We start from the raw sequence: 19,523 nt of genomic DNA, 5'->3' as shown, positions 1-19,523 counted from the left end.
AATTTTAAAACCACTCTTTTGATTTTTCAAGTAATTCATCAATAATGGTTGGTATAGATCCGGTATATGTATGAGGATCCATTATTTTATCAACATCTTCTTTAGTAAGGTATTTTTTAACTTCTTCATCTTCTAAAATTAACTCTCCAAGTAATAATTTTTCTTTATTGGCTTTAATAGCATTTTTTCTTACAATTCCGTAAGCAGTTTGTTTTCCCATTCCTGCACGAGTAAGTTCTGCCATTAATCTTTCAGCCATAACCAAACCATGGGTGAAATTTAAGTTTCTTTCGATATTTTCATCGTAGAATACGAGATTGCTCATTAATTTAATTGTTAAGTTTAAAATGTAATCAGTTAAAATACAACTTTCTGGAAACATTATTCTTTCACAAGATGAATTTGTCAGATCTCTTTCGTGCCAAAGTGGATTGTTGTCTAATGCCGCATTTACATATGATTTAACGATTCTTGCAACGCCGCAGATTCTTTCAGCCGTAATTGGATTCATTTTGTGAGGCATAGTGCTACTTCCTACTTGTTTTTCAGGATCGAAGTACTCGCCTAATTCCATAATTTCAGTTCTTTGTAAACTTCTAATTTCAAGTCCAATTTTATCTAAAGTACTTGCAATATTAGCTAATACACTAATGAATTCAACATGATTGTCTCTTTGGACAACCTGATTCGTAATTGTTGCTGCAGGCAAACCTAAAATTTCTGCAACAGTTTTATGGATTTCCCAACCTTGTTCTCCTAATGCTGCAGTTGTACCTACTGCACCATCCATCATTCCAACACATACATTTGATTCGGCATGTTCTAATCTGTCATATTGCCTGTGGAGTTCATCTGCCCATAGAGCAAATTTCATTCCGTAAGTTGTTGGAAGAGCATGTTGTCCGTGAGTTCGTCCAATACATACTTTCATTTTGTTTTCACTTGCTAAGTCTAGCATGATTTTAGTTAATTTTTCTAATTTTTCTTTTAATACATTAATTGAATCTTTAATTAATAATGAATTTGAACTGTCAACAATATCATTGGATGTTGCTCCAAAGTGCACATATTCTCCTGCGCCATTTTCACAAACTTCTGTAATTGATTTTGATAATGCTGCAATATCATGATTAGTTGCAGCTTCAATTTCTTTCATTCTTGTTAATTTAACATATTTTGTGTTAGCTTTTGATGAAATTTCATCAGCCACTTCTTGAGGGATAATTCCAAGTTTACCTTCAGCTTGAGCTAATGCGGATTCAACATCTAACATTCTTTGTAATTTATTTTCTTCTTCCCAAATATTTTTCATTTCAGGAGTCCCATATCTGAATTCAATAGGATGTATAGCCATTTTATCATCTCACATAATTATGAATAACAATATAATATTTTACTTTAATACTATTATAATTTGGGTATTTGTTTACAAAACATTTATATATGTTTTATTTTAAAAAATAAAGATTGCTATTAATCATGTTTAATAGGTGATATATTTGGAAACAAGAATACGAAAGTTTCGCCAAGAAAAGGGCATGACTCAGCAACATCTTGCTGAATTGGTTGGTGTGACTCGTCAGACAATAAATGCTTTAGAAAATGCTCGCTATAATCCTTCCTTATTATTATCCTATCATATTACTAAGATATTGGGGAAAGCTGCTATTGAAGATGTTTTTATATTCAATGAAGATGATTGATGGGATTTAATTAAATTTGGATCATGATTTATTTTTAATTTTTTCATTAATTAGTCTATTTTATATAAAATTTTAACTTTTTTGATAATATGTCTTCACTTAACGAAAAACTTAAATTAGTTACCTTAAAGGGTTTATTGATTTTTATTTTTTTCATATTTCTTATTAATGTGTTGCTGGGTTCATTAAACCTTATTCAAATTAATAATGCTTGGATTTATATTTTTGTTATTTTTTATTTTATTTTTAAACTTAGAGAGGGATTTTCAAGTTTTAAGCATGATTTTTTAAAAGTTTTCACATTTGAATCGTTAAAAATTATTTCAGCAATCGTAATTTTAAATGTTTTTATTTCTTATGGGCTGCTTTATTTGTCAGACTTTATTTTAAATGTTTTTCCCAATTTAAATTCAATTGTTATGTCTTCTGAATATATTAACAATTCTTTATTTGTTTTTTACGGGGTTATAACAACAGTTTTTATTTCACCTATTTCAGAAGAGTTAATTTTTAGAGGAGTTTTGTTAAATAGACTAAATTTAATTATTCCATTGGATTTTTCAATTGTAATTACATCTATTTTGTTTGCATCGCTACATAGTTTTGGAAGCATTACTGCAGCATTTATTTTTGCTGTTTGTATGGCTGTTTTATATTTAAGAACAGATAATATTTTAGTTCCAATTTTTGCACACTTTTTAAATAATTTAATTGCTGAAATTATTGTTATTGCTGATGTGGGTAATATGTTATTTACAAATAATGTTGTTATGCTGATAATGTCAGTTTTAGCAATCATTTCAACTTTTTTAATCTTAATTCTGATTAAAAAGCAATGGAATATATTAAATATTAATAAATTATAGAATATTTTTAAGGAGTTTTAGTATGGATTTAAGAAAAATAGGCATTCTATTAATATTTGTTGGAATTTTTGTTACAATTTTTTTTATAAATGATGATAAACTTTTTGTTCCTGCATTGACTGTGACTGTTTTAGGATTTTTTGTAACTGTTGTAGGTTTTGTCATTGAAATTAGAAAACAAAAAATTAAAAACGACAGATTGGAAAAAGATATAGAATCTATTCTTCAACCATTGATTACTGAATATTCAAATCTTAACAAACAGTATCGTATGGATTTTCAAGGGGATGAATACACTCAAAAAAGGATTCAGTTAAATCGTGATTTGGAAAAGGAAATCACAGATAAGATTCCATATTTGGAAAGTAGGGAAATTAAAAAAATTGTAATTCAGTTTAGTCAAGAACAGGACAAAATGAATTAATTTTTTTTCAACATGAAGAATAATGTACATTTTATTACAACAAGGATTTAAATAGTACATCATATATATGATATTATGATGATGAAAATATTAAGTGATACTATGTTTTCCCCAAGTTTAGAAGAAGTAATAGAAATAGGAAAAAACGAAGAATATAAAAGGATTCCAATATCTTATGAACTATTTTCAGATATTGCCACTCCTATTGAAGTTTTAAGAATTCTGAAAGGTATAAGTAATCATACTTACATGTTAGAAAGCGTTGAAGATTCAAAAAAATGGGGAAGATACAGTTTTTTAGGTTTTGATCCACTACTGGAAGTCACTTGTCATGACAATATGGTTCATATCAGAGGGGATAAGGAGTTCAATGAATTAACTGATGAGGAAACAATAATTGAAACTAATGTTCCAAGTGATGTGATTAAAGATTTAGTTAGTAAAAATAAATCTCCAAAACTTGAGTACTTGCCACCATTTACTGGAGGTTTTGTCGGATATTTTGCATATGACTATATTAAATATAGTGAGCCTTCTCTTAATTTAGATGCCGAGAATCAAGATCAATTCAAAGACATTGATCTGATGTTATTTGATAAGGTTATTGCATTTGATAACTTCAAACAAAAGATTATTATTATAATCAACATGAAAACTGATGATTTAGAATGTAATTATAAAAAAGCATGTGAGAATCTAAAAAATATAGCAAATTTGATCAGAACTGGTAAAAAAGCAGAAATACAACCACTTAATTTAAAATCAGAATTTACACCAGTTTTTTCACGTGAAAAATATTGTGAAATGGTCAAAAAAGCTAAGGAATATATTTATGAGGGGGATATATTTCAAGTTGTTCTCTCAAATAGAATTGAAGCAGATATTTCTGGAAGCTTGTTTGATACATACAGGGTTTTAAGAACAACTAATCCCTCTCCTTACATGTTTTATTTTTCAAGTAATGATATTGAAATAGCTGGCGCTTCACCTGAAACATTAGTTAAATTAACTGATAATCAATTATACACATTTCCGCTTGCCGGAACAAGGCCTCGTGGAAAAACTGAAGAAGAAGACTTGATGTTCGAAAAAGAATTACTTGCAGATGAAAAGGAACTGGCTGAACATAATATGTTAGTTGATTTAGGTCGTAATGATATTGGAAAAATATCTGAAATCGGCTCTGTAAGTGTTGATAAATATTTATCTGTTGAGAAATTTTCACATGTGATGCATATCGGATCAACGGTTAGCGGAACATTAAGAAGCGATTTGGATTCACTTTCAGCTATTGATTCGATTCTCCCTGCAGGAACTTTATCTGGTGCTCCAAAATTAAGGGCTTGTGAGATAATTAATGAGCTTGAAAATAATAAGAGAGGAATATATGGTGGAGCTATAGGATATGTGGATTTAAGTGGAAATATTGATACTTGCATATCAATTAGGATTGCATTTGCTCGTAATAATAAAGTTTTCATCCGTTCAGGTGCAGGAATTGTTGCAGATAGCGTTCCAGATAATGAATTTGATGAATGTTTAAATAAAGCGGCCGCTGTAATTAATGCTTTGAAAATTGCTGATGGAGGTATTTTATGATTCTTTTAATAGATAATTACGATAGTTTTTCATACAATTTATACCAACTAATTGGAGAAGTCATGAAGGATATTCAGGTTTATAGAAATGACAAAATAACAGTCGAAGAGATAAAAGATTTAGCTCCGGAGGCAATTGTTTTATCTCCGGGTCCCGGAAAACCTGAAAATGCAGGAATCTGTATTGATGTAGTTAAAGAATTTCATGATAAAATACCTATTGTTGGTGTTTGCTTAGGTCATCAAGCAATCTGTGCAGCTTTTGGAGGTAATATTTCTCATGCTAAACGATTGATGCATGGCAAATCTTCAAAAATCTCTCTCCATTATGATTTCATATTTAAAGGATTGCCAAGTGAGATAAGTGTCGGAAGATATCATTCTTTAAGTCTAATTGAAGACACGCTTCCAGATTGCTTAGAAATTATTTCAAAGGCTAAAGATGATGGTGAAATCATGGCAGTTAAACATAAGGAATTTAATGTTTACGGACTTCAATTTCACCCGGAATCAATACTAACTCCAGACGGTTTGACTATTATAGAAAATTTTGCAGAAAAAGTTGAAAGAGGGATATTATGATTAAAGAAGCTATTTTAAAAGTATACAAAAATCAAGATTTAACTCATGATGAGGCATTTCAAACTATGGATGAAATTATGAGTGGTGAAGCAAGTGAAGTTCAGATGAGTGCTTATTTAACTGCCATGTCTATGAAAGGAGAGACTATAACTGAAATTACTGCTTCTGCTGAAGCTATGAGGGCTCATTGTGTAAGGTTATTAAATGACAGGGAAGTTTTAGAAATTGTTGGAACCGGTGGGGATGGTTCAAATACATTCAATATTTCTACTACTTCTTCAATTGTTATATCTGCAGCGGGGGTTCCTGTTGCAAAACATGGGAACAGATCCGCTTCAAGCAAATGTGGTGCAGCGGATGTTTTGGAACAGTTAGGTGTAAACATTTATATTGAACCTGAAAAAAGTATAAAATGTTTAGAAAAAATAAATCTATGTTTCTTGTTTGCTCAAAATTATCATTTATCAATGAAATATGTGGCTAATGTTCGTAAAGAACTTTCAATTAGGACAATATTTAATATCTTAGGTCCTTTGACTAATCCTGCTGGGGCTACAATGCAGGTATTGGGGGTTTATGAAAAAGAACTTGCCGAACCTTTAATTGATGTATTAAAAAATTTAGGAGTTTCATCGGCTGTGTCTGTTTATGGAATGGATGGAATGGATGAGATTTCAGCTAGTGATAAAACTTTTGTGTGTGAACTTAAAGATGGCAAAACAATGTCTTATGAAATTTCACCAGAATTATTTGGCATGGAATTAGCATCAAAAGATGATCTTGTTGGTGGAAATGCTCGTGAAAATGCAGAAATTACATTATCTATCTTAAAAGGTGAAAAAGGACCAAGAAGAAATGCAGTTTTATTAAATTCTGCTGCAGGTTTATATGTTGCAGGTAAAGTTGAATCCTTAAGAGATGGTGTTGACCTTGCAGCTGAGGTAATTGATTCTGGAAAAGCATTAAAACAACTTGAAAACTTTATTGAATTTACAAACAGCTGATTAAAATGTTATGTGAAATTGTCGAAAAAACTAAAGAAAGGGTTGAACAAGCTAAAAAATCAATTCCTCTTGATGAAATTAAAAAAGAAGTTTCTTCAATGGAAATGACAGATGAGTTTCCTTTTAAAAAAGCATTAATGGAGGATGGAATTTCAATTATTGCTGAAGTTAAAAAAGCATCTCCTTCTAAAGGTTTAATTGCTGAGAATTTTGATCATGTGAATATTGCAAAAGATTATGAACAGGCTGGCGCTTCTGCAATTTCAGTCTTAACAGAACCTTTCTTTTTCATGGGATCTAATGAGTATTTAAGTGAAATTTCTGAAAATGTTTCCATTCCAATTTTAAGAAAGGATTTTGTTGTTGATGAATATATGATTTGGGAAGCTAAATTGCTAGGTGCTTCTGCCATATTATTAATAGTTTCTATACTTGATGTTGTTCAATTAAAGAAATATTTGAATTTGGCACATGATTTGGGGCTTTCGGTCATTGTTGAAACACATGATGCTGACGAAATTAGAATGGCAATGATTGTTGGGGCGGAAATTATTGGTGTCAATAATAGAAATTTAAAAGATTTCACTGTAAATATTGAAAATAGTATTAATCTACGTAGATGTGTAAGTGGCGATGTTATATTTGTTTCAGAAAGCGGTATTAAAACAAAAGATGATGTCACTAAATTAAAAGAAAATGATGTTGATGCTGTTTTAATTGGCGAAACTTTAATGAAAAGTAATGATAAAAGGTCCATGATTTCGGAGTTAAAAAATGGTTAAAATCAAAATTTGTGGAATTAAAAGATTAGAAGATATTGAAATTGTAAATAAGTATAATCCCGATTATATTGGATTTGTTTTTGCAGATTCAAAAAGAAAGATTTCGCATGATTTGGCTAAAAGATTAAAAGATAATTTGAATTCAAATATCCTTTCTGTTGGTGTTTTTGTCAATTCATCAAAAGATGAAATACTGGGTTTATTTAATGAGGGCATAATTGAAATTGCACAACTTCATGGTAATGAAAGTGAAGAATATATAATTGATATAAAAGAAAGGACTAATTATGAACTAAAAATTATAAATGCTATTGAAATGTCGCAGGATATTGATTTATTGAAATATGATAAATCTTTAGCAGATTATTTATTGCTGGACAGTGGTAAAGGAAGTGGAAAAACTTTTGACTGGCAATTGATAAGAAATGATTTAAAAAAGAACTTTTTTTTAGCTGGTGGATTAAATATCCAAAATGTTCGTGAAGCTATTCATGAATGTAATCCGTATGCAATAGATTTAAGTTCTGGTCTTGAAACTGATGGATTTAAAGATGAAATGAAGATTAAGGAAATTATGGAGGTTATAAATTGAGTAAAGGAAGATATGGAGAATATGGTGGGCAGTACATATCTGAAACATTAATGAATGAATTGATTTATTTGGAGGAACAATACAACCATTACATGAGTGATCCTGGTTTTGTAGAAGAGCTTGACATGTTATTAAAAGAGTATGCAGGACGTCCTTCTTTATTATATTATGCTGAAAGAATGACAAAAGATCTTGGTGGGGCTAAAATTTATTTAAAACGTGAAGATTTAAACCACACAGGAGCTCATAAAATTAATAATGTTTTAGGTCAGGTTCTGCTTGCTAAAAAAATGGGAAAAACAAGAGTTATTGCTGAAACTGGTGCTGGTCAACATGGTGTGGCTACTGCAACTGCTGCTGCACTTTTGGATATGGAATGTGAAGTATTTATGGGTGAACTGGATACTAAACGACAAGCTTTAAATGTTTATAGGATGGAACTTTTAGGGGCAAAAGTTCATTCAGTAAAATCCGGAACTAAAACTTTAAAAGATGCAGTAAATGATGCATTTAGAGATTGGATTGCTCGTGTTCATGATACCAATTATGTAATTGGTTCAACAATGGGTCCCCATCCATTTCCAATGATAGTTCGTGATTTTCAAGCAGTAATTAGTGCTGAAGCACGTGAACAATTTTTAGAAAAAGAAGGAAGGCTCCCTGCTGCTGTTGTTGCATGTGTTGGTGGTGGAAGTAATGCTATGGGTGCTTTTTATAATTTTATTGATGACGATGAAGTTAAGCTAATAGGATGTGAAGCTGGTGGAAAAGGTATTGATACACCTTACAATGCAGCAGCATTAACCAAAGGTAAAATTGGGATTTTCCATGGGATGAAATCAATATTTAATCAAAGTAATTATGGTCAGATTGCGCCAGTACATTCGGTTTCTGCAGGGCTTGATTATCCGGGTGTTGGTCCGGAGCATGCTTATTTAAGGGATATTGGTAGGGCAGAATATGTTCCTGTAACTGATGAAGAAGCAGTTACCGCATTTGAATATTTATCAAAAATGGAAGGTATTATTCCTGCTATTGAAAGTGCACATGCCGTTGCCCATGTCATGAAAATAGCACCATTAATGGACAAAGAAGATATTATAATGATTTGTCTTTCAGGAAGAGGGGACAAGGATGTCAGATCAATTGCGGAATATAGGGGAGTTGAATTAAATGAGTAAAATAGCTGATGCATTTAAAAATGGAACTGCATTCATTGGTTTTTTAACTGCAGGGGACCCGACAATTGATAAAACTGTTGAATATATTCTGGCAATGGAAGAAGCAGGTTGTGATTTGATAGAAATTGGAATTCCATTTTCTGATCCAATGGCTGAAGGTGTTGTAATTCAAGATGCAAATGTACGTGCCTTAAAGCATAATACAACAGCAGATGATGTATTTGGTATTGTAAAGAGAGTCCGTGAGAAAACTGACATTCCTTTAGTATTTTTAACTTATATTAATCCTGTTTTCTTTTATGGGTATGAAGAGTTTTTTAAGAAATGTGGAGAATTAGGAGTCGATGGCATCATATCTCCAGACTTGCCTTATGAGGAAAAAGGTGAGATTAAAGATATTGCTCTTGAAAATGGTGTAGATGTTATTTCATTAATTGCTCCCACTTCAAGTGAAAGAATTAAGATGATTGCGGGTGATGCTACTGGATTTATTTATGTGGTGTCTTCATTAGGGGTTACTGGAATGCGTAGTGAAATCAAAACAGACTTAAATTCTATATTGAAAGATATTCGTGAAGTAACTGATTTACCATTAGCAGTTGGTTTTGGTATTAACACGCCTAAACAAGCTGAAGATATTTCTAAAATTGCTGATGGTGTTATAGTGGGAAGTGCGATTGTAAAAATAATTGAAGAACATGGAGAAAATGCTACAAAATATTTAAAAGAATATGTTTCTTGCATGAAAAAGGCCTGCAATAAATAATCAATATTAAAAAGATAAACTTATTATATATAAAAAACATATATATTCATATTATTAATAAGAGGATTATTTATGTTTAAAGCAGAATTAAGTGATTCTAGTATACTAAAAACCAGTTTTGATGCTATTTCATCTATTGTTGATGAAGTACAAATTCAAACTGATAGTGAAGGCATGAGATTAGATGCCTTAGATCGTAGTCACATAACTTTCGTACATTTGGAGCTTAAATCAAGTTTATTTGATGAATATGTTTGTGATGTTCCTGAAAAAATTAATATTGATACTGATGAATTCATGAGAATTCTTAAAAGAGCTAAATCACAAGACAGAGTATTGATGTCTTTAGATGAAGGTAATTTCATTATCACTTTTGAAGGCGATGCTACAAGAACTTTCAAAATTAGATTAATTGATATGGAATATGATAATCCTGTTCCGCCTCAAATTGATCACCCAACAAAATTTAAAGTACGCTTTTCAATTTTAAAGGATTGTATTAATGATATTGATATTTTTTCAGATAAAATAGCTTTACAAGTTGATGAAGATTACTTTATGGCATCTGCTGATGGTGAATTTGGTGATGCAAGTATTAAATATCTTCACGGCGAAAATATTCAAGAACATGCAAAATCTTTATTCTCATTAGATAAGATTAGAGAAATGCTCAAAGCAGATAAATTTTCAGAGGAAGCTGAAATTAGTTTAGGCAATGACATGCCATTAAGTTTAACTCTTAATATGGTTACTGGTGATGGTAAACTTAGTTTCTTGCTTGCTCCTAGATTAGAAACAGATGATTAATTTTTTTTCATTTGTTTGTCCTTTTTTTATTTTTAAAAGACACCTTTAGAGATGATATTAAGTGGATCAATTTTATCAAGAATTGCGTAAAATTCAAAAAAAAGAGCGTAATAATGGTACTTTAGCTCGTGTAGATGAAAATTTTTATGCAAGTATTCATGAATATTTGGATGAGTTAAGGCAAGAAGCAATCAGAGATCCATTTTCTAATATTCATGGAATGCTTAAAGAAGCTCAAATTATTGCAACTGAGATTTGTGAAAGAAGAGAACATAAAATAACTGATGCTGCAGTTGTAAATATCCATAGATCTTATCGGCTGTTCACTGGAAAACCTAAATTTGATTTAGTTGATACTACTCCTCTTAATTTAACTCCTGAAGAGGAAAAATTTTATTTTTCTTTATTGGATACCTTAAAAAATCATAGGGGAAATATTTCTTTAGAAAAATTATCCGATGATGATGAATTTGTTAAACCTAAAGAAACTCAAACTAACACATTGGTGCCAAAACATGATGAAATTAAGCCTAAAGTTAGTAATTTAACACATGATAATGAATCTGAAGATGAAGTTTTAAATCGTTTAGATGAGATTAGTAGGGCAAAACCACTAAAAAAAGAACCGTTAGAACCTAAAATCGAATCTAAAACAATGTCCATTCCAAAAACTCAGGCTGGAAATATTCCTGAGAAAAGTATTGAGATAAATCCTAATGCTTTTGATAAACAAGATGAATTTTATGATTTGGAGTCTAAAAAGTTAGCTAGGGATACAGAACTTGTTACTATGTTGGTTTTTGATGAGATTAATCCGATTGTGGGTGTTGATGAAAAAGTCTATGGTCCATTCAGACCTCAAGACTTGGTGACTTTGCCTTTGATAAATGCAAAAGTATTTTTCAAAAATAGAAAAGGTCGTCAAATTAAAATTTAACTGATTTTCCATTACATTTAAATAACTTAATAAATAGATATACTAATCGTATCTATTTGTGATAATAAAAAATTATATTTTATATAATTTGGATTTTTGCTGTGTGTAGACTTGATGCGTTACAATACAGTCTTAATCTCTAGTTTTTTAATACATATATTGGATTTAGATAAATTCATGAATAGAGTTACAATGATTTATTAATTATGGTGAAAAAATGAAAATACCAAAAGAAAAAAGAACTTACTGTCCGCACTGTAAAAAACACACAATGCATGAAGTTCACACTGCTAAAAAAAGAAAAGCTAGTGAATTAACTTGGGGACAAAGACAATTCAGACGTGTAACTGCTGGTTACAGAGGTTATCCAAGACCTTTACCTGCTGGAAATAAACCTGTTAAAAAATTAGATTTAAGACTCAAATGTAAAGAATGCGGTAAATCTCATATTAAACAATCTTTCAGAACAGGAAAACCTGAATTTGTAGCTAAATAGGTGATTAACATGGTTAGTAAAGGTAGAGGAAACTTTTTAAAAGTTAAATGTTTGGATTGTGACAATGAACAAGTAATATTTGATCGTGCAGCATCTGATGTTAAATGTATTATTTGTGGTAAAACTCTTGTCAAATCTCGCGGTGCTAAAGCTAAAATCACTGCACATATTGAAAAAGTTTTAAACTAGGTGCTCTAGTTTAAACTTATTTTTTACTATTTTTTATAATTATTTATTAATGTTGGTGAGAATATGGTAAGAAAAAGTCAAGAATGGCCTGATGAAGGGGAACTTATTGTTGGTACTGTTTATAAAGTTCTTAATTATGGGGCTTTTGCTAAATTAGAAGAATATCAGGGCAAAGAAGCTTTTATTCATATTTCTGAAGTGTCTTCTGGTTGGGTTAAAAACATCAGAGATCATGTAAGGGAAAATCAAAAAATTGTTTGTCGTGTTCTCAGAGTCAATCCTAAAAAGGGGCATGTTGATGCTTCTTTAAAAAGAATTCGTGAAGACCAAAGAACTAAAAAAATCCAACATTGGAAAATAGAGCAAAAAGCTGAAAAATTCTTAGAATTATCTGCAAAATCATTGGATAAAAGTTTGGATGATGCTTATGATGAAGTAGGTTATGAACTCATGGATATCTTTGGAGATGTTTATGGTGCTTTTGAAACTGCTTCTGAAGAAGGTGCGGGTTCACTTACTGAAGAAGGAATTCCGCAAGATTGGGCTGATGCTATTACTGAAGTAGCGCAGAGAAATATCACTCCTCCTGAAGTTCACATTAGTGGTTATGTCGATATTGAAACTTTCGTACCTAATGGTGTTGAAATTATCATTGATGCACTTAAAGCTGCTGAAGATAATGGTGATGAAGAGGAAGAAATTAAAGTCCAATGTGTTGGTGCACCAAGATACAGGATTACTGTAAAATCTACTGATTACATATTGGCTGAAAAAGCTCTTAAAGCCGCAGCTGATAGATGTATTGCAGTTATTGAAGAATCTGAAGGTAACGGTTCTTTTCTAAGAGAGTTAGATAATAATTAGATTCTTATGAACATGAAAATGAATAAATGTCCTGAATGTGGAATTTATACTTTAAAAGATTCCTGCCCTAAATGCGGCGGGAAACTTAAAGTTATTTATCCTCCTAAATTTTCTGTTGAGGATAAATATGGAAAATATCGTCGTATTTTGAAAAAAGAATCAATGAAGGAGTAATGTCCGTGAACACTGCTGAAATAAATATTTTAAAAGAAATCGAACTTGAAAATCCTATTTTCATTGAAGCATTGCCGGGTCTTGGACATGTTGGTAAATTGGCTGCAGATCATATGATTGATGAATTGAATGCAACCAAATTTGCTGAAATTTATTCCCCAGCTTTTCCACCTCAAGTTCTTATTAAAGAGGATGGGATTATAGGTAATATGCTTAATGAGTTATATTATTTAAAAGATGTTGGTGAAGACAATTTGGATTTAATCGTTCTTGTTGGTAACACTCAAGCTTTATCTCCTGAAGGACAATATTTGGTCTGTAAAGATATTTTAGATTTTGTTAAAGGTTATGGAATAACTAGAATGTTCACTATGGGTGGAATGGCTATACCTCAGCCTGTTGAAAATCCTAAAGTTTATGGTGCGGCTAGTGATGAAGCTACTATTGAATTATTAAAAGAAGCCGGAATTGAAATCAGATCTAATGATGGGGGTATTGTTGGCGCTTCTGGTTTATTTTTAGGTTTAGGAATTCGTCAGGGAATTCAGGGGGCTTGTCTTATGGGTGAAACTCCAGGATATTTCATTGATGCCGAATCTGCTGAAGCTATTTTGAAAAAATTATCATTATTACTTAATTTTGAAATCAATACTGATAAATTAGATGAAAGAGCTGAAGAAACCAGACAAATGATTGCTAAAGCTCAACAAATGGAACAAGATTTGATTAATAAGGCTAATACTGGAAATGCCGATGATTTAAGATATATTGGATAAACTTCAATATATTCATTTACTTTTTTTATTTTACCCATATTTCTAAACTTAAGTTTTAGAAAAATAAATATAATTTAATTTCAAACATTTAACCATGTTAGTAAATGCTGATTTTCATGTTCATAGTTGTTTTTCAATGGCATCATCAAAAGACATGTTAATAAAGAACATGGCTGCTAAATCTAAGTTAAAAGGTTTAAATCTTTTAGGAACTGGTGATGCGTTTCATCCTAATTGGTTAGATATGATTGAGGAAAGTACAGTATATTGTGGGGATGGAATTTATAATAGTGATGATATGAATTTTGTTTTAACAACAGAAGTTGAAGGAAGAAATAGAATTCATCATTTAATTATTATTCCAAATATTGATATTGCTCGTGAACTGTCATATAAGCTTCCATCTAAAAATAAAAAAATCGATGGTAGACCAAAAACCAATTTATCTGGAATTGAACTGTTAGAGTTGGTTCGGGATTATGATTGTTTGATTGGTCCTGCCCATGCATTTACTCCGTGGACTGGAATGTATAAATCGTATGATAGTATTTATGATTGTTATGAAAAAAGAGTGGATTTTGTAGAATTAGGTTTATCTGCCGATACGTTCATGGCGGATAGAATTTCAGAACTTAAAGATTTTCCTTTTCTCACTAATTCGGATGCACATTCTCCATGGCCTCATAGATTGGGCAGGGAATTTAATCAAATAGAGCTTAAAGATATTTCTTTTTCTTCAATAAAAAATGCATTTAAACATAACAAGATTAAAGCTAATTATGGTTTGGTGCCGAACTTAGGAAAATATCACATGACTGCATGTACTAAATGTTATAATTTGATTGATCCTATGATTGCTCATGAAAATAAAATGAAATGTAGCTGTGGCGGAACCATTAAAAAAGGAGTTGACTTTAGAATTTCTGAAATTGCTGACTATGATAAACCTAAACACCCGGCGTTCAGACCAAAATATGTTCATTTGATGCCTTTGGCAGAAATAATCTCTTCTGTTTATGAGAAAGGCGTCACTACAAAAACAGTTCAAGGTAAATGGCAGAAGCTGATTGATAATTTTGGCACAGAAATTGATGTTTTAATTAATGTCAGCTTGGATGATATAGAAAAAATTGATTTAAATATTGCTCCAGCTATTAATGCATTTAGAAATGGTGAAATAAATGTTATTCCTGGTGGTGGGGGTAAATATGGTCAGATTTCTTTTGATAAAATAAAAAAACAAGATAAAATTGTTACTTTAGATAATTTTTAAAAATCACGGACTTGGAGGGATTTGAACCCTCGATCTTAAGATTAGGAGTCTTACGCCCTTCCAGACTAGGCTACAAGCCCAAAATTTATAAATTAACTTTAAAAAATTATTTTAAAAAAAGAGTGTATAAAGAGCGGACCCGCCGGGATTTGAACCCGGGGTCTTCGGATTAGAAGTCCGACGCCCTATCCAGCTAGGCTACGGGCCCTCACATACAACAATAATAATTTTGTTATTTTTATTATATATAGTTATCCATTTTTTGCATATTTAATAAAAAAATAAAAAAGGATTAATTTTAAAAATTATCCTCTTCCGGTAGCACCAGTGTTGTCATTAACACTTATGGTGTCTACATTATTACCATTTGCATCATATACAGTAAAGTACCAGTATCCTCCAGAATATGATCCACTTCCTGCATAACATCCAGCTTCTTCAATAGCATCATTTGCAATACTTTTTGCTTCTGAATATGATAAATGTGTTCTTGAGTTACTATTGGATCCTCCTCCAGATCCCGAACCTGATCCGCTTCCGGAGCTTGAACTACTGCTGGATCCACTTCCAGATCCTGAACCTGATCCGCTTCCGGAGCTTGAACTACTGCTGGATCCACTTCCTGAACCGGATGTGGTTGCTATTGTATTTCCACTTCCATTTCCTGTAACTGTATTATTTCCTATTCCATTTCCAGCATCATTATCATTTGCTGACATACTGGATAAGTCAGAAAAGATTGGATTATCGCTATTTGTAATACCATATGCCGCAACTGCTGCTGCAACACATAAAACGATAATGATTGAAATAATTATGTTTGCTTTATCCAATTTTTCCCCTCCTTTGAATTGAATATTAGATATAATAATATAACTTGGTCATTTATGTCTTATATATATTTCTATATAATTTTTTTAGTATTACTTATTAATATTTGTTAATATATATATGTATCGTTAGTTTCTAATTTCTATAATTGAGGTGACATATTTGAAAGATAGAGTAGTTATATCTCCTACAACTCGTCAAGAAGGCCATGCCGAATTAGTCATGGAAGTTGATGATGAGGGGATAGTTACAAAAGGTATGTATTTAAGTATAACTCCGGTTAGGGGTTTAGAAAAGATGGTTCTTGACAAAGCTCCTGAATCTGCTGTTGTTTTATGTCAAAGAATTTGTGGTGTTTGTCCAATTCCACATACTTTGGCTTCTGCAGAAGCAATGGATATGGCTTTAGGAATCGAAATTCCTAAAAATGCTAAATTGTTAAGAAAAGCTACTTTAGCAGCACACAACATTAACAGTGCAGCTATTCACCAGTTTTTAATTGCAACTGATTTTGTACCTGAAAATTTATTCGCTACAGCTGTTGACAGTGTAAGTGAAGTAAGAAAAACAGTACAATATGTTGTAGACATGATTGCTGGTGAAGGTATCCACCCATCTGATGTAAGAGTTGGTGGAATGGCTAGAAACATTACTCCATTCACTAAAGAAAGATTAATCGAAAGAATGACTGCACTCAGACCAAAACTCGAAGAACACATTGAACTAATCAAAAACTGTGTTGTTGAAAAAGGTTTACCTGATGATTTAGGTGTAATAAACAGACCATTAATGGCAACTGATGCAACTTATGGAACCAACGATTTCGATATGGACGTTTTCTCAGAAGTTTTACCTGAAGCTTGGTATGATGACCCTGAAATTGGTAAAAAGGCTTGTTCTGTAATTCCATTAATTAATGGTGAAAATGTTGAAACTGGTCCTAGAGCAAGAATGGAAAAATTTGCTGGATTTAAAGGTAAAGGTGTAAATGCACAACATGTGGCTCGTGCAGATGAAATGTTAAAAAACTACGATGCATGTATGGAAGCTTTGGATGCAATTGATCCTGCTGCTCCTGCAAAAGTAAGTTATGATAAAAGAGGAACTGGAGAACTTGGTTTTGGTGTAATTGAAGGTCCTAGGGGAACCAATGTACATATGGCTAAGGTTGTCGAAGGAAAAACTAAATTCTACTCTGCTATTGTACCAACTACTTGGAACATTCCTACAATGGGACCAGCTACTGAAGGATTCCATCACGAGTATGGACCACATGTTATCAGAGCATATGATCCTTGTTTATCATGTGCTACTCACGTAATGGTTGTTGACGATGAAGATAAATCCATTCTCAAGAATGAAATGGTGAGAATATAATTGTGGAGGATAAATAATGCCTTATGATTCGGATATAATCGTTATTGGATGTGGAAATATATTATTTAAAGATGATGGCTACGGTCCAATAGTTATTAATCTTTTACAAAAATATTTTAATGATAAAAATGATTATTATGATCCGGCGGTTACTTCGTATGTTGAAGATGAATTTGATAAGAATGTTTTAAATCAAATCAAAGAAAAATTTGAAGGTGTAACTTTACCAGATAGTGTGCAGTTTATTGATGGAGGAACTGCAGCACCAATGAACTTCTTTCCGTTATACAAAGAGTATGACTGGAAAAAATTGATTGTTATTGATGTAGTTGAATCAAATGCCGAACCTGGAACTGTGGGCATATTTGATCCTAATGCTATGCAAGTAGGAAAATATGATAATCCTCATGGTATGACTGTTGAAGAGCCACTTCAAAAGATTTCTGAAAAATGTGAAGTTGTAATTGTTGGTTGTAAACCTGCTTCTATCCCAATACCTGACATCGATGTGGGTTTGTCTGAATCTGTAGAAAAGGCAATTCCTGAAGCTATTGATATTATTTTAAAAGAAATCGGGGTAAAATAATGTTTGATAAATTAAAAAAAGCTTTTGGCGGTTCAGCTGAACCTGCTCCAAAAGTAGATGAAAAAGTTGAAGAGGTTGCTCCTGTAGAAACAAAAGCACCTGCAGAAGAACCTAAAGCAGCTTCATCAAAACCACGTATTGGTTACATACACTTAAGTGGTTGTACTGGAGATGCAATGTCTTTAACCGAAAATTATGATATCTTATCCACTGTTTTGACTGATATGGTTGATATTGTATATGGACAAACTTTAGTTGATAAATGGATTCACGGAACTTATGCTGAAGAAATGCCTGAAATGGACTTATGTTTAATTGAAGGTTCTGTATGTTTACAAGATGAACATAGTGTACATGAACTTTTAGAAGCAAGGAAAAAAGCTGGTTTAATTGCAGCATTCGGGTCTTGTGCTATTACTGGTTGTTTCACTACTTATTCACGTGGAGGACAACAAGCTCAACCTAGCCATGAATCTTTCTTACCAATTGGTTCTTTAGTTAAAGTGGATGTAGCACTTCCTGGTTGTCCTGTTGCACCTGAAATGATTGCAAAAACTATAGTTGCATTATGTGAAGGCGACTTAGACTATTTAAAACCTGCAATGGATTGGGCTGCATGTGATAAAGGATGTGGTTGTGACGTATTAACCAATGTAGTTCGCCAAGGATTATGTACTGGTTGTGGAACTTGTGCTCTTGCTTGTCCAACTAGAGCAATGGGCTTCTCAGAAGGTAGACCTAGCTGTGATAAAGACAGATGTATTAAATGTGGATCTTGTTATATGATGTGTCCAAGGTCATGGTTGCCTGAAGGAAGAATTAAAAAGGAAACAGGACTTTAGGGGGAATAAATATGCCATTAGGTAATTATAAAGAAGCAATCTCAGCAAGAGCTACTGAGAAAAAAATCCTAGATGTATCACAAGATGGAGGAATTGTATCTGCATTGCTTTGTTATGCACTTGATGAAGGAAAAATTGAAGGTGCTGTTGTAGCTGGAACTCCTGATGATGATTGGAGACCTGTTCCTACTGTTGTAACTTCATCTGATGAAGTAATTGCAAATGCTGGAACTAAATATTCAATGTCTCCTACTTTAGCTGTATTAAAAGAAGCAACTCGTCAATACGGTCTTGAAAAAATTGGAGTTGTAGCAACACCATGTCAAATCCAAGGGTTAAGAAAAGCACAAGCTTATCCATTCACAAGATTTGTCGTTAATAAAATTAATTTAATCATTGGTATTTATTGTATGGAAAACTTCCCTATGGCTTCTCTTGACACTTTTGCTACTGCAAAATTAGGATTTGATAAGTTAACTGATGCTACTAAAATGGACATTGGTAAAGGAAAATTCTGGTTAACAAAAGATGGAGAAGATTCTGGTTTAAAACTTAAAGAAACTCATGGTTATGAACAATCAGGATGTAACATTTGTACTGATTATGTTGCTGAATGGGCTGACATATCTACTGGTTCTGTAGGATCTCCAGATGGATGGTCTACCGTTTTAACTAGAACCGATGATGGTAATAGTATATTTAAAGAAGCAGTTTCTGCTGGTTTAATTGAAACAAAACCTGTTGACGATGGAAAATTCGGTCTTCCTTTACTTGAAAAATTAGCTAAAGGTAAAAAAGACAAAAACGGTGCAGAATTTGAAAGAAGAGCAAAAATGGGAGTTAGAGTTCCTACTATATATTAATCTTCTTTCT

At 32.0% G+C, this 19,523-nt stretch carries 24 protein-coding genes and 2 tRNA genes; 22 read left to right on the top strand and 4 right to left on the bottom strand.

Annotation, left to right across the window (positions count from 1 at the left end):
• Window positions 1-4: 4 nt before the first annotated feature.
• Window positions 5-1,354, bottom strand: coding sequence for an adenylosuccinate lyase (gene purB, locus EDC42_RS01455; RefSeq protein ID WP_069575584.1), 1,350 nt, complete (start codon window positions 1,352-1,354; stop codon window positions 5-7).
• A gap of 145 nt (window positions 1,355-1,499) precedes the next feature.
• On the opposite strand from purB, the gene EDC42_RS01450 reads away from it, so the two are divergent.
• The 18 genes from EDC42_RS01450 (at window position 1,500) to EDC42_RS01365 (ending at window position 15,014) form a co-directional block, all read left to right on the top strand.
• Window positions 1,500-1,703 carry a helix-turn-helix transcriptional regulator gene (locus EDC42_RS01450; protein WP_069575585.1) on the top strand — a complete coding sequence of 68 codons (204 nt, stop codon included), beginning with the start codon at window positions 1,500-1,502 and terminating at the stop codon, window positions 1,701-1,703.
• Between the two features lie 89 nt (window positions 1,704-1,792).
• Complete coding sequence (locus EDC42_RS09775) at window positions 1,793-2,569, top strand: CPBP family intramembrane glutamic endopeptidase (RefSeq protein WP_069575586.1); 777 nt, start codon at window positions 1,793-1,795, stop codon at window positions 2,567-2,569.
• 22 nt (window positions 2,570-2,591) lie between these two features.
• Entirely contained in the window at window positions 2,592-2,993 is a 402-nt protein-coding gene (locus EDC42_RS01440) for a hypothetical protein (protein ID WP_069575587.1), read from the top strand.
• A gap of 102 nt (window positions 2,994-3,095) precedes the next feature.
• Complete coding sequence (gene trpE, locus EDC42_RS01435) at window positions 3,096-4,592, top strand: anthranilate synthase component I (protein WP_069575588.1); 1,497 nt, start codon at window positions 3,096-3,098, stop codon at window positions 4,590-4,592.
• On the top strand, window positions 4,589-5,173 hold the full coding sequence (locus tag EDC42_RS01430) for an anthranilate synthase component II (protein ID WP_069575589.1): 585 nt from the start codon (window positions 4,589-4,591) through the stop codon (window positions 5,171-5,173). Before trpE ends, EDC42_RS01430 begins: the two co-directional genes overlap by 4 nt.
• Complete coding sequence (trpD, locus tag EDC42_RS01425; protein ID WP_069575590.1) at window positions 5,170-6,177, top strand: anthranilate phosphoribosyltransferase; 1,008 nt, start codon at window positions 5,170-5,172, stop codon at window positions 6,175-6,177. The genes EDC42_RS01430 and trpD overlap by 4 nt, the downstream gene beginning before the upstream one ends.
• Window positions 6,178-6,182: 5 nt before the next feature.
• Window positions 6,183-6,959, top strand: a complete 777-nt coding sequence (gene trpC, locus EDC42_RS01420) for an indole-3-glycerol phosphate synthase TrpC (protein WP_069575591.1) — start codon at window positions 6,183-6,185, stop codon at window positions 6,957-6,959.
• Entirely contained in the window at window positions 6,952-7,551 is a 600-nt protein-coding gene (locus EDC42_RS09570) for a phosphoribosylanthranilate isomerase (protein WP_069575592.1), read from the top strand. The genes trpC and EDC42_RS09570 overlap by 8 nt, the downstream gene beginning before the upstream one ends.
• Complete coding sequence (trpB, locus tag EDC42_RS01410) at window positions 7,548-8,732, top strand: tryptophan synthase subunit beta (protein WP_069575593.1); 1,185 nt, start codon at window positions 7,548-7,550, stop codon at window positions 8,730-8,732. Before EDC42_RS09570 ends, trpB begins: the two co-directional genes overlap by 4 nt.
• Complete coding sequence (trpA, locus tag EDC42_RS01405) at window positions 8,725-9,498, top strand: tryptophan synthase subunit alpha (protein ID WP_069575594.1); 774 nt, start codon at window positions 8,725-8,727, stop codon at window positions 9,496-9,498. The genes trpB and trpA overlap by 8 nt, the downstream gene beginning before the upstream one ends.
• A gap of 72 nt (window positions 9,499-9,570) precedes the next feature.
• Entirely contained in the window at window positions 9,571-10,305 is a 735-nt protein-coding gene (gene pcn / locus EDC42_RS01400) for a proliferating cell nuclear antigen (pcna) (protein ID WP_069575595.1), read from the top strand.
• A gap of 61 nt (window positions 10,306-10,366) precedes the next feature.
• A complete protein-coding gene (locus tag EDC42_RS01395) occupies window positions 10,367-11,242 on the top strand; it encodes a DNA replication complex subunit Gins51 (RefSeq protein ID WP_069575596.1) in 876 nt (291 codons plus the stop codon).
• Window positions 11,243-11,459: 217 nt separating this feature from the next.
• Complete coding sequence (locus tag EDC42_RS01390; protein WP_069575597.1) at window positions 11,460-11,738, top strand: 50S ribosomal protein L44e; 279 nt, start codon at window positions 11,460-11,462, stop codon at window positions 11,736-11,738.
• Between the two features lie 9 nt (window positions 11,739-11,747).
• Complete coding sequence (locus tag EDC42_RS01385) at window positions 11,748-11,927, top strand: 30S ribosomal protein S27e (RefSeq protein ID WP_067044971.1); 180 nt, start codon at window positions 11,748-11,750, stop codon at window positions 11,925-11,927.
• A gap of 63 nt (window positions 11,928-11,990) precedes the next feature.
• Window positions 11,991-12,791 (top strand): translation initiation factor IF-2 subunit alpha, encoded by an 801-nt coding sequence (locus EDC42_RS01380; protein ID WP_069575598.1) that lies wholly within the window; start codon window positions 11,991-11,993, stop codon window positions 12,789-12,791.
• Window positions 12,792-12,797: 6 nt separating this feature from the next.
• Window positions 12,798-12,965 carry an RNA-protein complex protein Nop10 gene (locus EDC42_RS01375; protein WP_069575599.1) on the top strand — a complete coding sequence of 56 codons (168 nt, stop codon included), beginning with the start codon at window positions 12,798-12,800 and terminating at the stop codon, window positions 12,963-12,965.
• Window positions 12,965-13,741 carry a proteasome assembly chaperone family protein gene (locus tag EDC42_RS01370; RefSeq protein WP_083234905.1) on the top strand — a complete coding sequence of 259 codons (777 nt, stop codon included), beginning with the start codon at window positions 12,965-12,967 and terminating at the stop codon, window positions 13,739-13,741. Before EDC42_RS01375 ends, EDC42_RS01370 begins: the two co-directional genes overlap by 1 nt.
• Before the next feature lie 94 nt (window positions 13,742-13,835).
• Entirely contained in the window at window positions 13,836-15,014 is a 1,179-nt protein-coding gene (locus EDC42_RS01365) for a TIGR00375 family protein (RefSeq protein ID WP_069575600.1), read from the top strand.
• 6 nt (window positions 15,015-15,020) lie between these two features.
• On the opposite strand, the gene EDC42_RS01360 is transcribed toward EDC42_RS01365, so the two are convergent.
• From EDC42_RS01360 to EDC42_RS01350, 3 genes are all read right to left on the bottom strand, one after another.
• Window positions 15,021-15,094: transfer RNA gene (locus tag EDC42_RS01360), tRNA-Arg, on the bottom strand.
• Window positions 15,095-15,148: 54 nt separating this feature from the next.
• Window positions 15,149-15,222 (bottom strand) — tRNA-Arg (locus EDC42_RS01355).
• A 97-nt stretch (window positions 15,223-15,319) separates the two neighbouring features.
• Entirely contained in the window at window positions 15,320-15,847 is a 528-nt protein-coding gene (locus EDC42_RS01350) for an endoglucanase (protein WP_069575601.1), read from the bottom strand.
• A 160-nt stretch (window positions 15,848-16,007) separates the two neighbouring features.
• On the opposite strand from EDC42_RS01350, the gene frhA reads away from it, so the two are divergent.
• Genes frhA through frhB form a run of 4 tightly spaced genes read left to right on the top strand, consistent with a single transcriptional unit; the run spans window position 16,008 to window position 19,513 of the window.
• A complete protein-coding gene (gene frhA / locus EDC42_RS01345) occupies window positions 16,008-17,222 on the top strand; it encodes a coenzyme F420 hydrogenase subunit alpha (RefSeq protein WP_069575602.1) in 1,215 nt (404 codons plus the stop codon).
• Window positions 17,223-17,238: 16 nt separating this feature from the next.
• Window positions 17,239-17,808, top strand: coding sequence for a coenzyme F420-reducing hydrogenase, FrhD protein (gene frhD / locus EDC42_RS01340; RefSeq protein ID WP_069575603.1), 570 nt, complete (start codon window positions 17,239-17,241; stop codon window positions 17,806-17,808).
• Complete coding sequence (frhG, locus tag EDC42_RS01335; RefSeq protein ID WP_069575604.1) at window positions 17,808-18,650, top strand: coenzyme F420 hydrogenase subunit gamma; 843 nt, start codon at window positions 17,808-17,810, stop codon at window positions 18,648-18,650. The genes frhD and frhG overlap by 1 nt, the downstream gene beginning before the upstream one ends.
• Before the next feature lie 11 nt (window positions 18,651-18,661).
• Entirely contained in the window at window positions 18,662-19,513 is an 852-nt protein-coding gene (frhB, locus tag EDC42_RS01330; RefSeq protein ID WP_069575605.1) for a coenzyme F420 hydrogenase subunit beta, read from the top strand.
• Window positions 19,514-19,523 lie beyond the last annotated feature (10 nt).

It is taken from the genome of Methanobrevibacter gottschalkii DSM 11977, from assembly GCF_003814835.1.
Lineage (GTDB): Archaea > Methanobacteriota > Methanobacteria > Methanobacteriales > Methanobacteriaceae > Methanocatella > Methanocatella gottschalkii.
Note: the sequence above shows the minus strand (reverse complement) of the source record. Positions and strands in the feature narration are given on the sequence as shown.

What these genes read in the sequence shown, in the direction of transcription:
- frhB (WP_069575605.1), top strand. Translation starts at nt 18,662, where the DNA reads ATGCCATTAGGTAATTATAAAGAAGCAATCTCAGCAAGAGCTACTGAG.
- EDC42_RS09570 (WP_069575592.1), top strand. Translation starts at nt 6,952, where the DNA reads ATGGTTAAAATCAAAATTTGTGGAATTAAAAGATTAGAAGATATTGAA.
- EDC42_RS01380 (WP_069575598.1), top strand. Translation starts at nt 11,991, where the DNA reads ATGGTAAGAAAAAGTCAAGAATGGCCTGATGAAGGGGAACTTATTGTT.
- trpD (WP_069575590.1), top strand. Translation starts at nt 5,170, where the DNA reads ATGATTAAAGAAGCTATTTTAAAAGTATACAAAAATCAAGATTTAACT.
- pcn (WP_069575595.1), top strand. Translation starts at nt 9,571, where the DNA reads ATGTTTAAAGCAGAATTAAGTGATTCTAGTATACTAAAAACCAGTTTT.
- EDC42_RS01430 (WP_069575589.1), top strand. Translation starts at nt 4,589, where the DNA reads ATGATTCTTTTAATAGATAATTACGATAGTTTTTCATACAATTTATAC.
- trpA (WP_069575594.1), top strand. Translation starts at nt 8,725, where the DNA reads ATGAGTAAAATAGCTGATGCATTTAAAAATGGAACTGCATTCATTGGT.
- EDC42_RS01370 (WP_083234905.1), top strand. Translation starts at nt 12,965, where the DNA reads ATGTCCGTGAACACTGCTGAAATAAATATTTTAAAAGAAATCGAACTT.
- EDC42_RS01365 (WP_069575600.1), top strand. Translation starts at nt 13,836, where the DNA reads ATGTTAGTAAATGCTGATTTTCATGTTCATAGTTGTTTTTCAATGGCA.
- trpC (WP_069575591.1), top strand. Translation starts at nt 6,183, where the DNA reads ATGTTATGTGAAATTGTCGAAAAAACTAAAGAAAGGGTTGAACAAGCT.
- purB (WP_069575584.1), bottom strand. Translation starts at nt 1,354, where the DNA reads ATGGCTATACATCCTATTGAATTCAGATATGGGACTCCTGAAATGAAA.
- EDC42_RS01440 (WP_069575587.1), top strand. Translation starts at nt 2,592, where the DNA reads ATGGATTTAAGAAAAATAGGCATTCTATTAATATTTGTTGGAATTTTT.
- frhG (WP_069575604.1), top strand. Translation starts at nt 17,808, where the DNA reads ATGTTTGATAAATTAAAAAAAGCTTTTGGCGGTTCAGCTGAACCTGCT.
- EDC42_RS01375 (WP_069575599.1), top strand. Translation starts at nt 12,798, where the DNA reads ATGAACATGAAAATGAATAAATGTCCTGAATGTGGAATTTATACTTTA.
- EDC42_RS01385 (WP_067044971.1), top strand. Translation starts at nt 11,748, where the DNA reads ATGGTTAGTAAAGGTAGAGGAAACTTTTTAAAAGTTAAATGTTTGGAT.
- EDC42_RS09775 (WP_069575586.1), top strand. Translation starts at nt 1,793, where the DNA reads ATGTCTTCACTTAACGAAAAACTTAAATTAGTTACCTTAAAGGGTTTA.
- frhD (WP_069575603.1), top strand. Translation starts at nt 17,239, where the DNA reads ATGCCTTATGATTCGGATATAATCGTTATTGGATGTGGAAATATATTA.
- trpE (WP_069575588.1), top strand. Translation starts at nt 3,096, where the DNA reads ATGTTTTCCCCAAGTTTAGAAGAAGTAATAGAAATAGGAAAAAACGAA.
- EDC42_RS01390 (WP_069575597.1), top strand. Translation starts at nt 11,460, where the DNA reads ATGAAAATACCAAAAGAAAAAAGAACTTACTGTCCGCACTGTAAAAAA.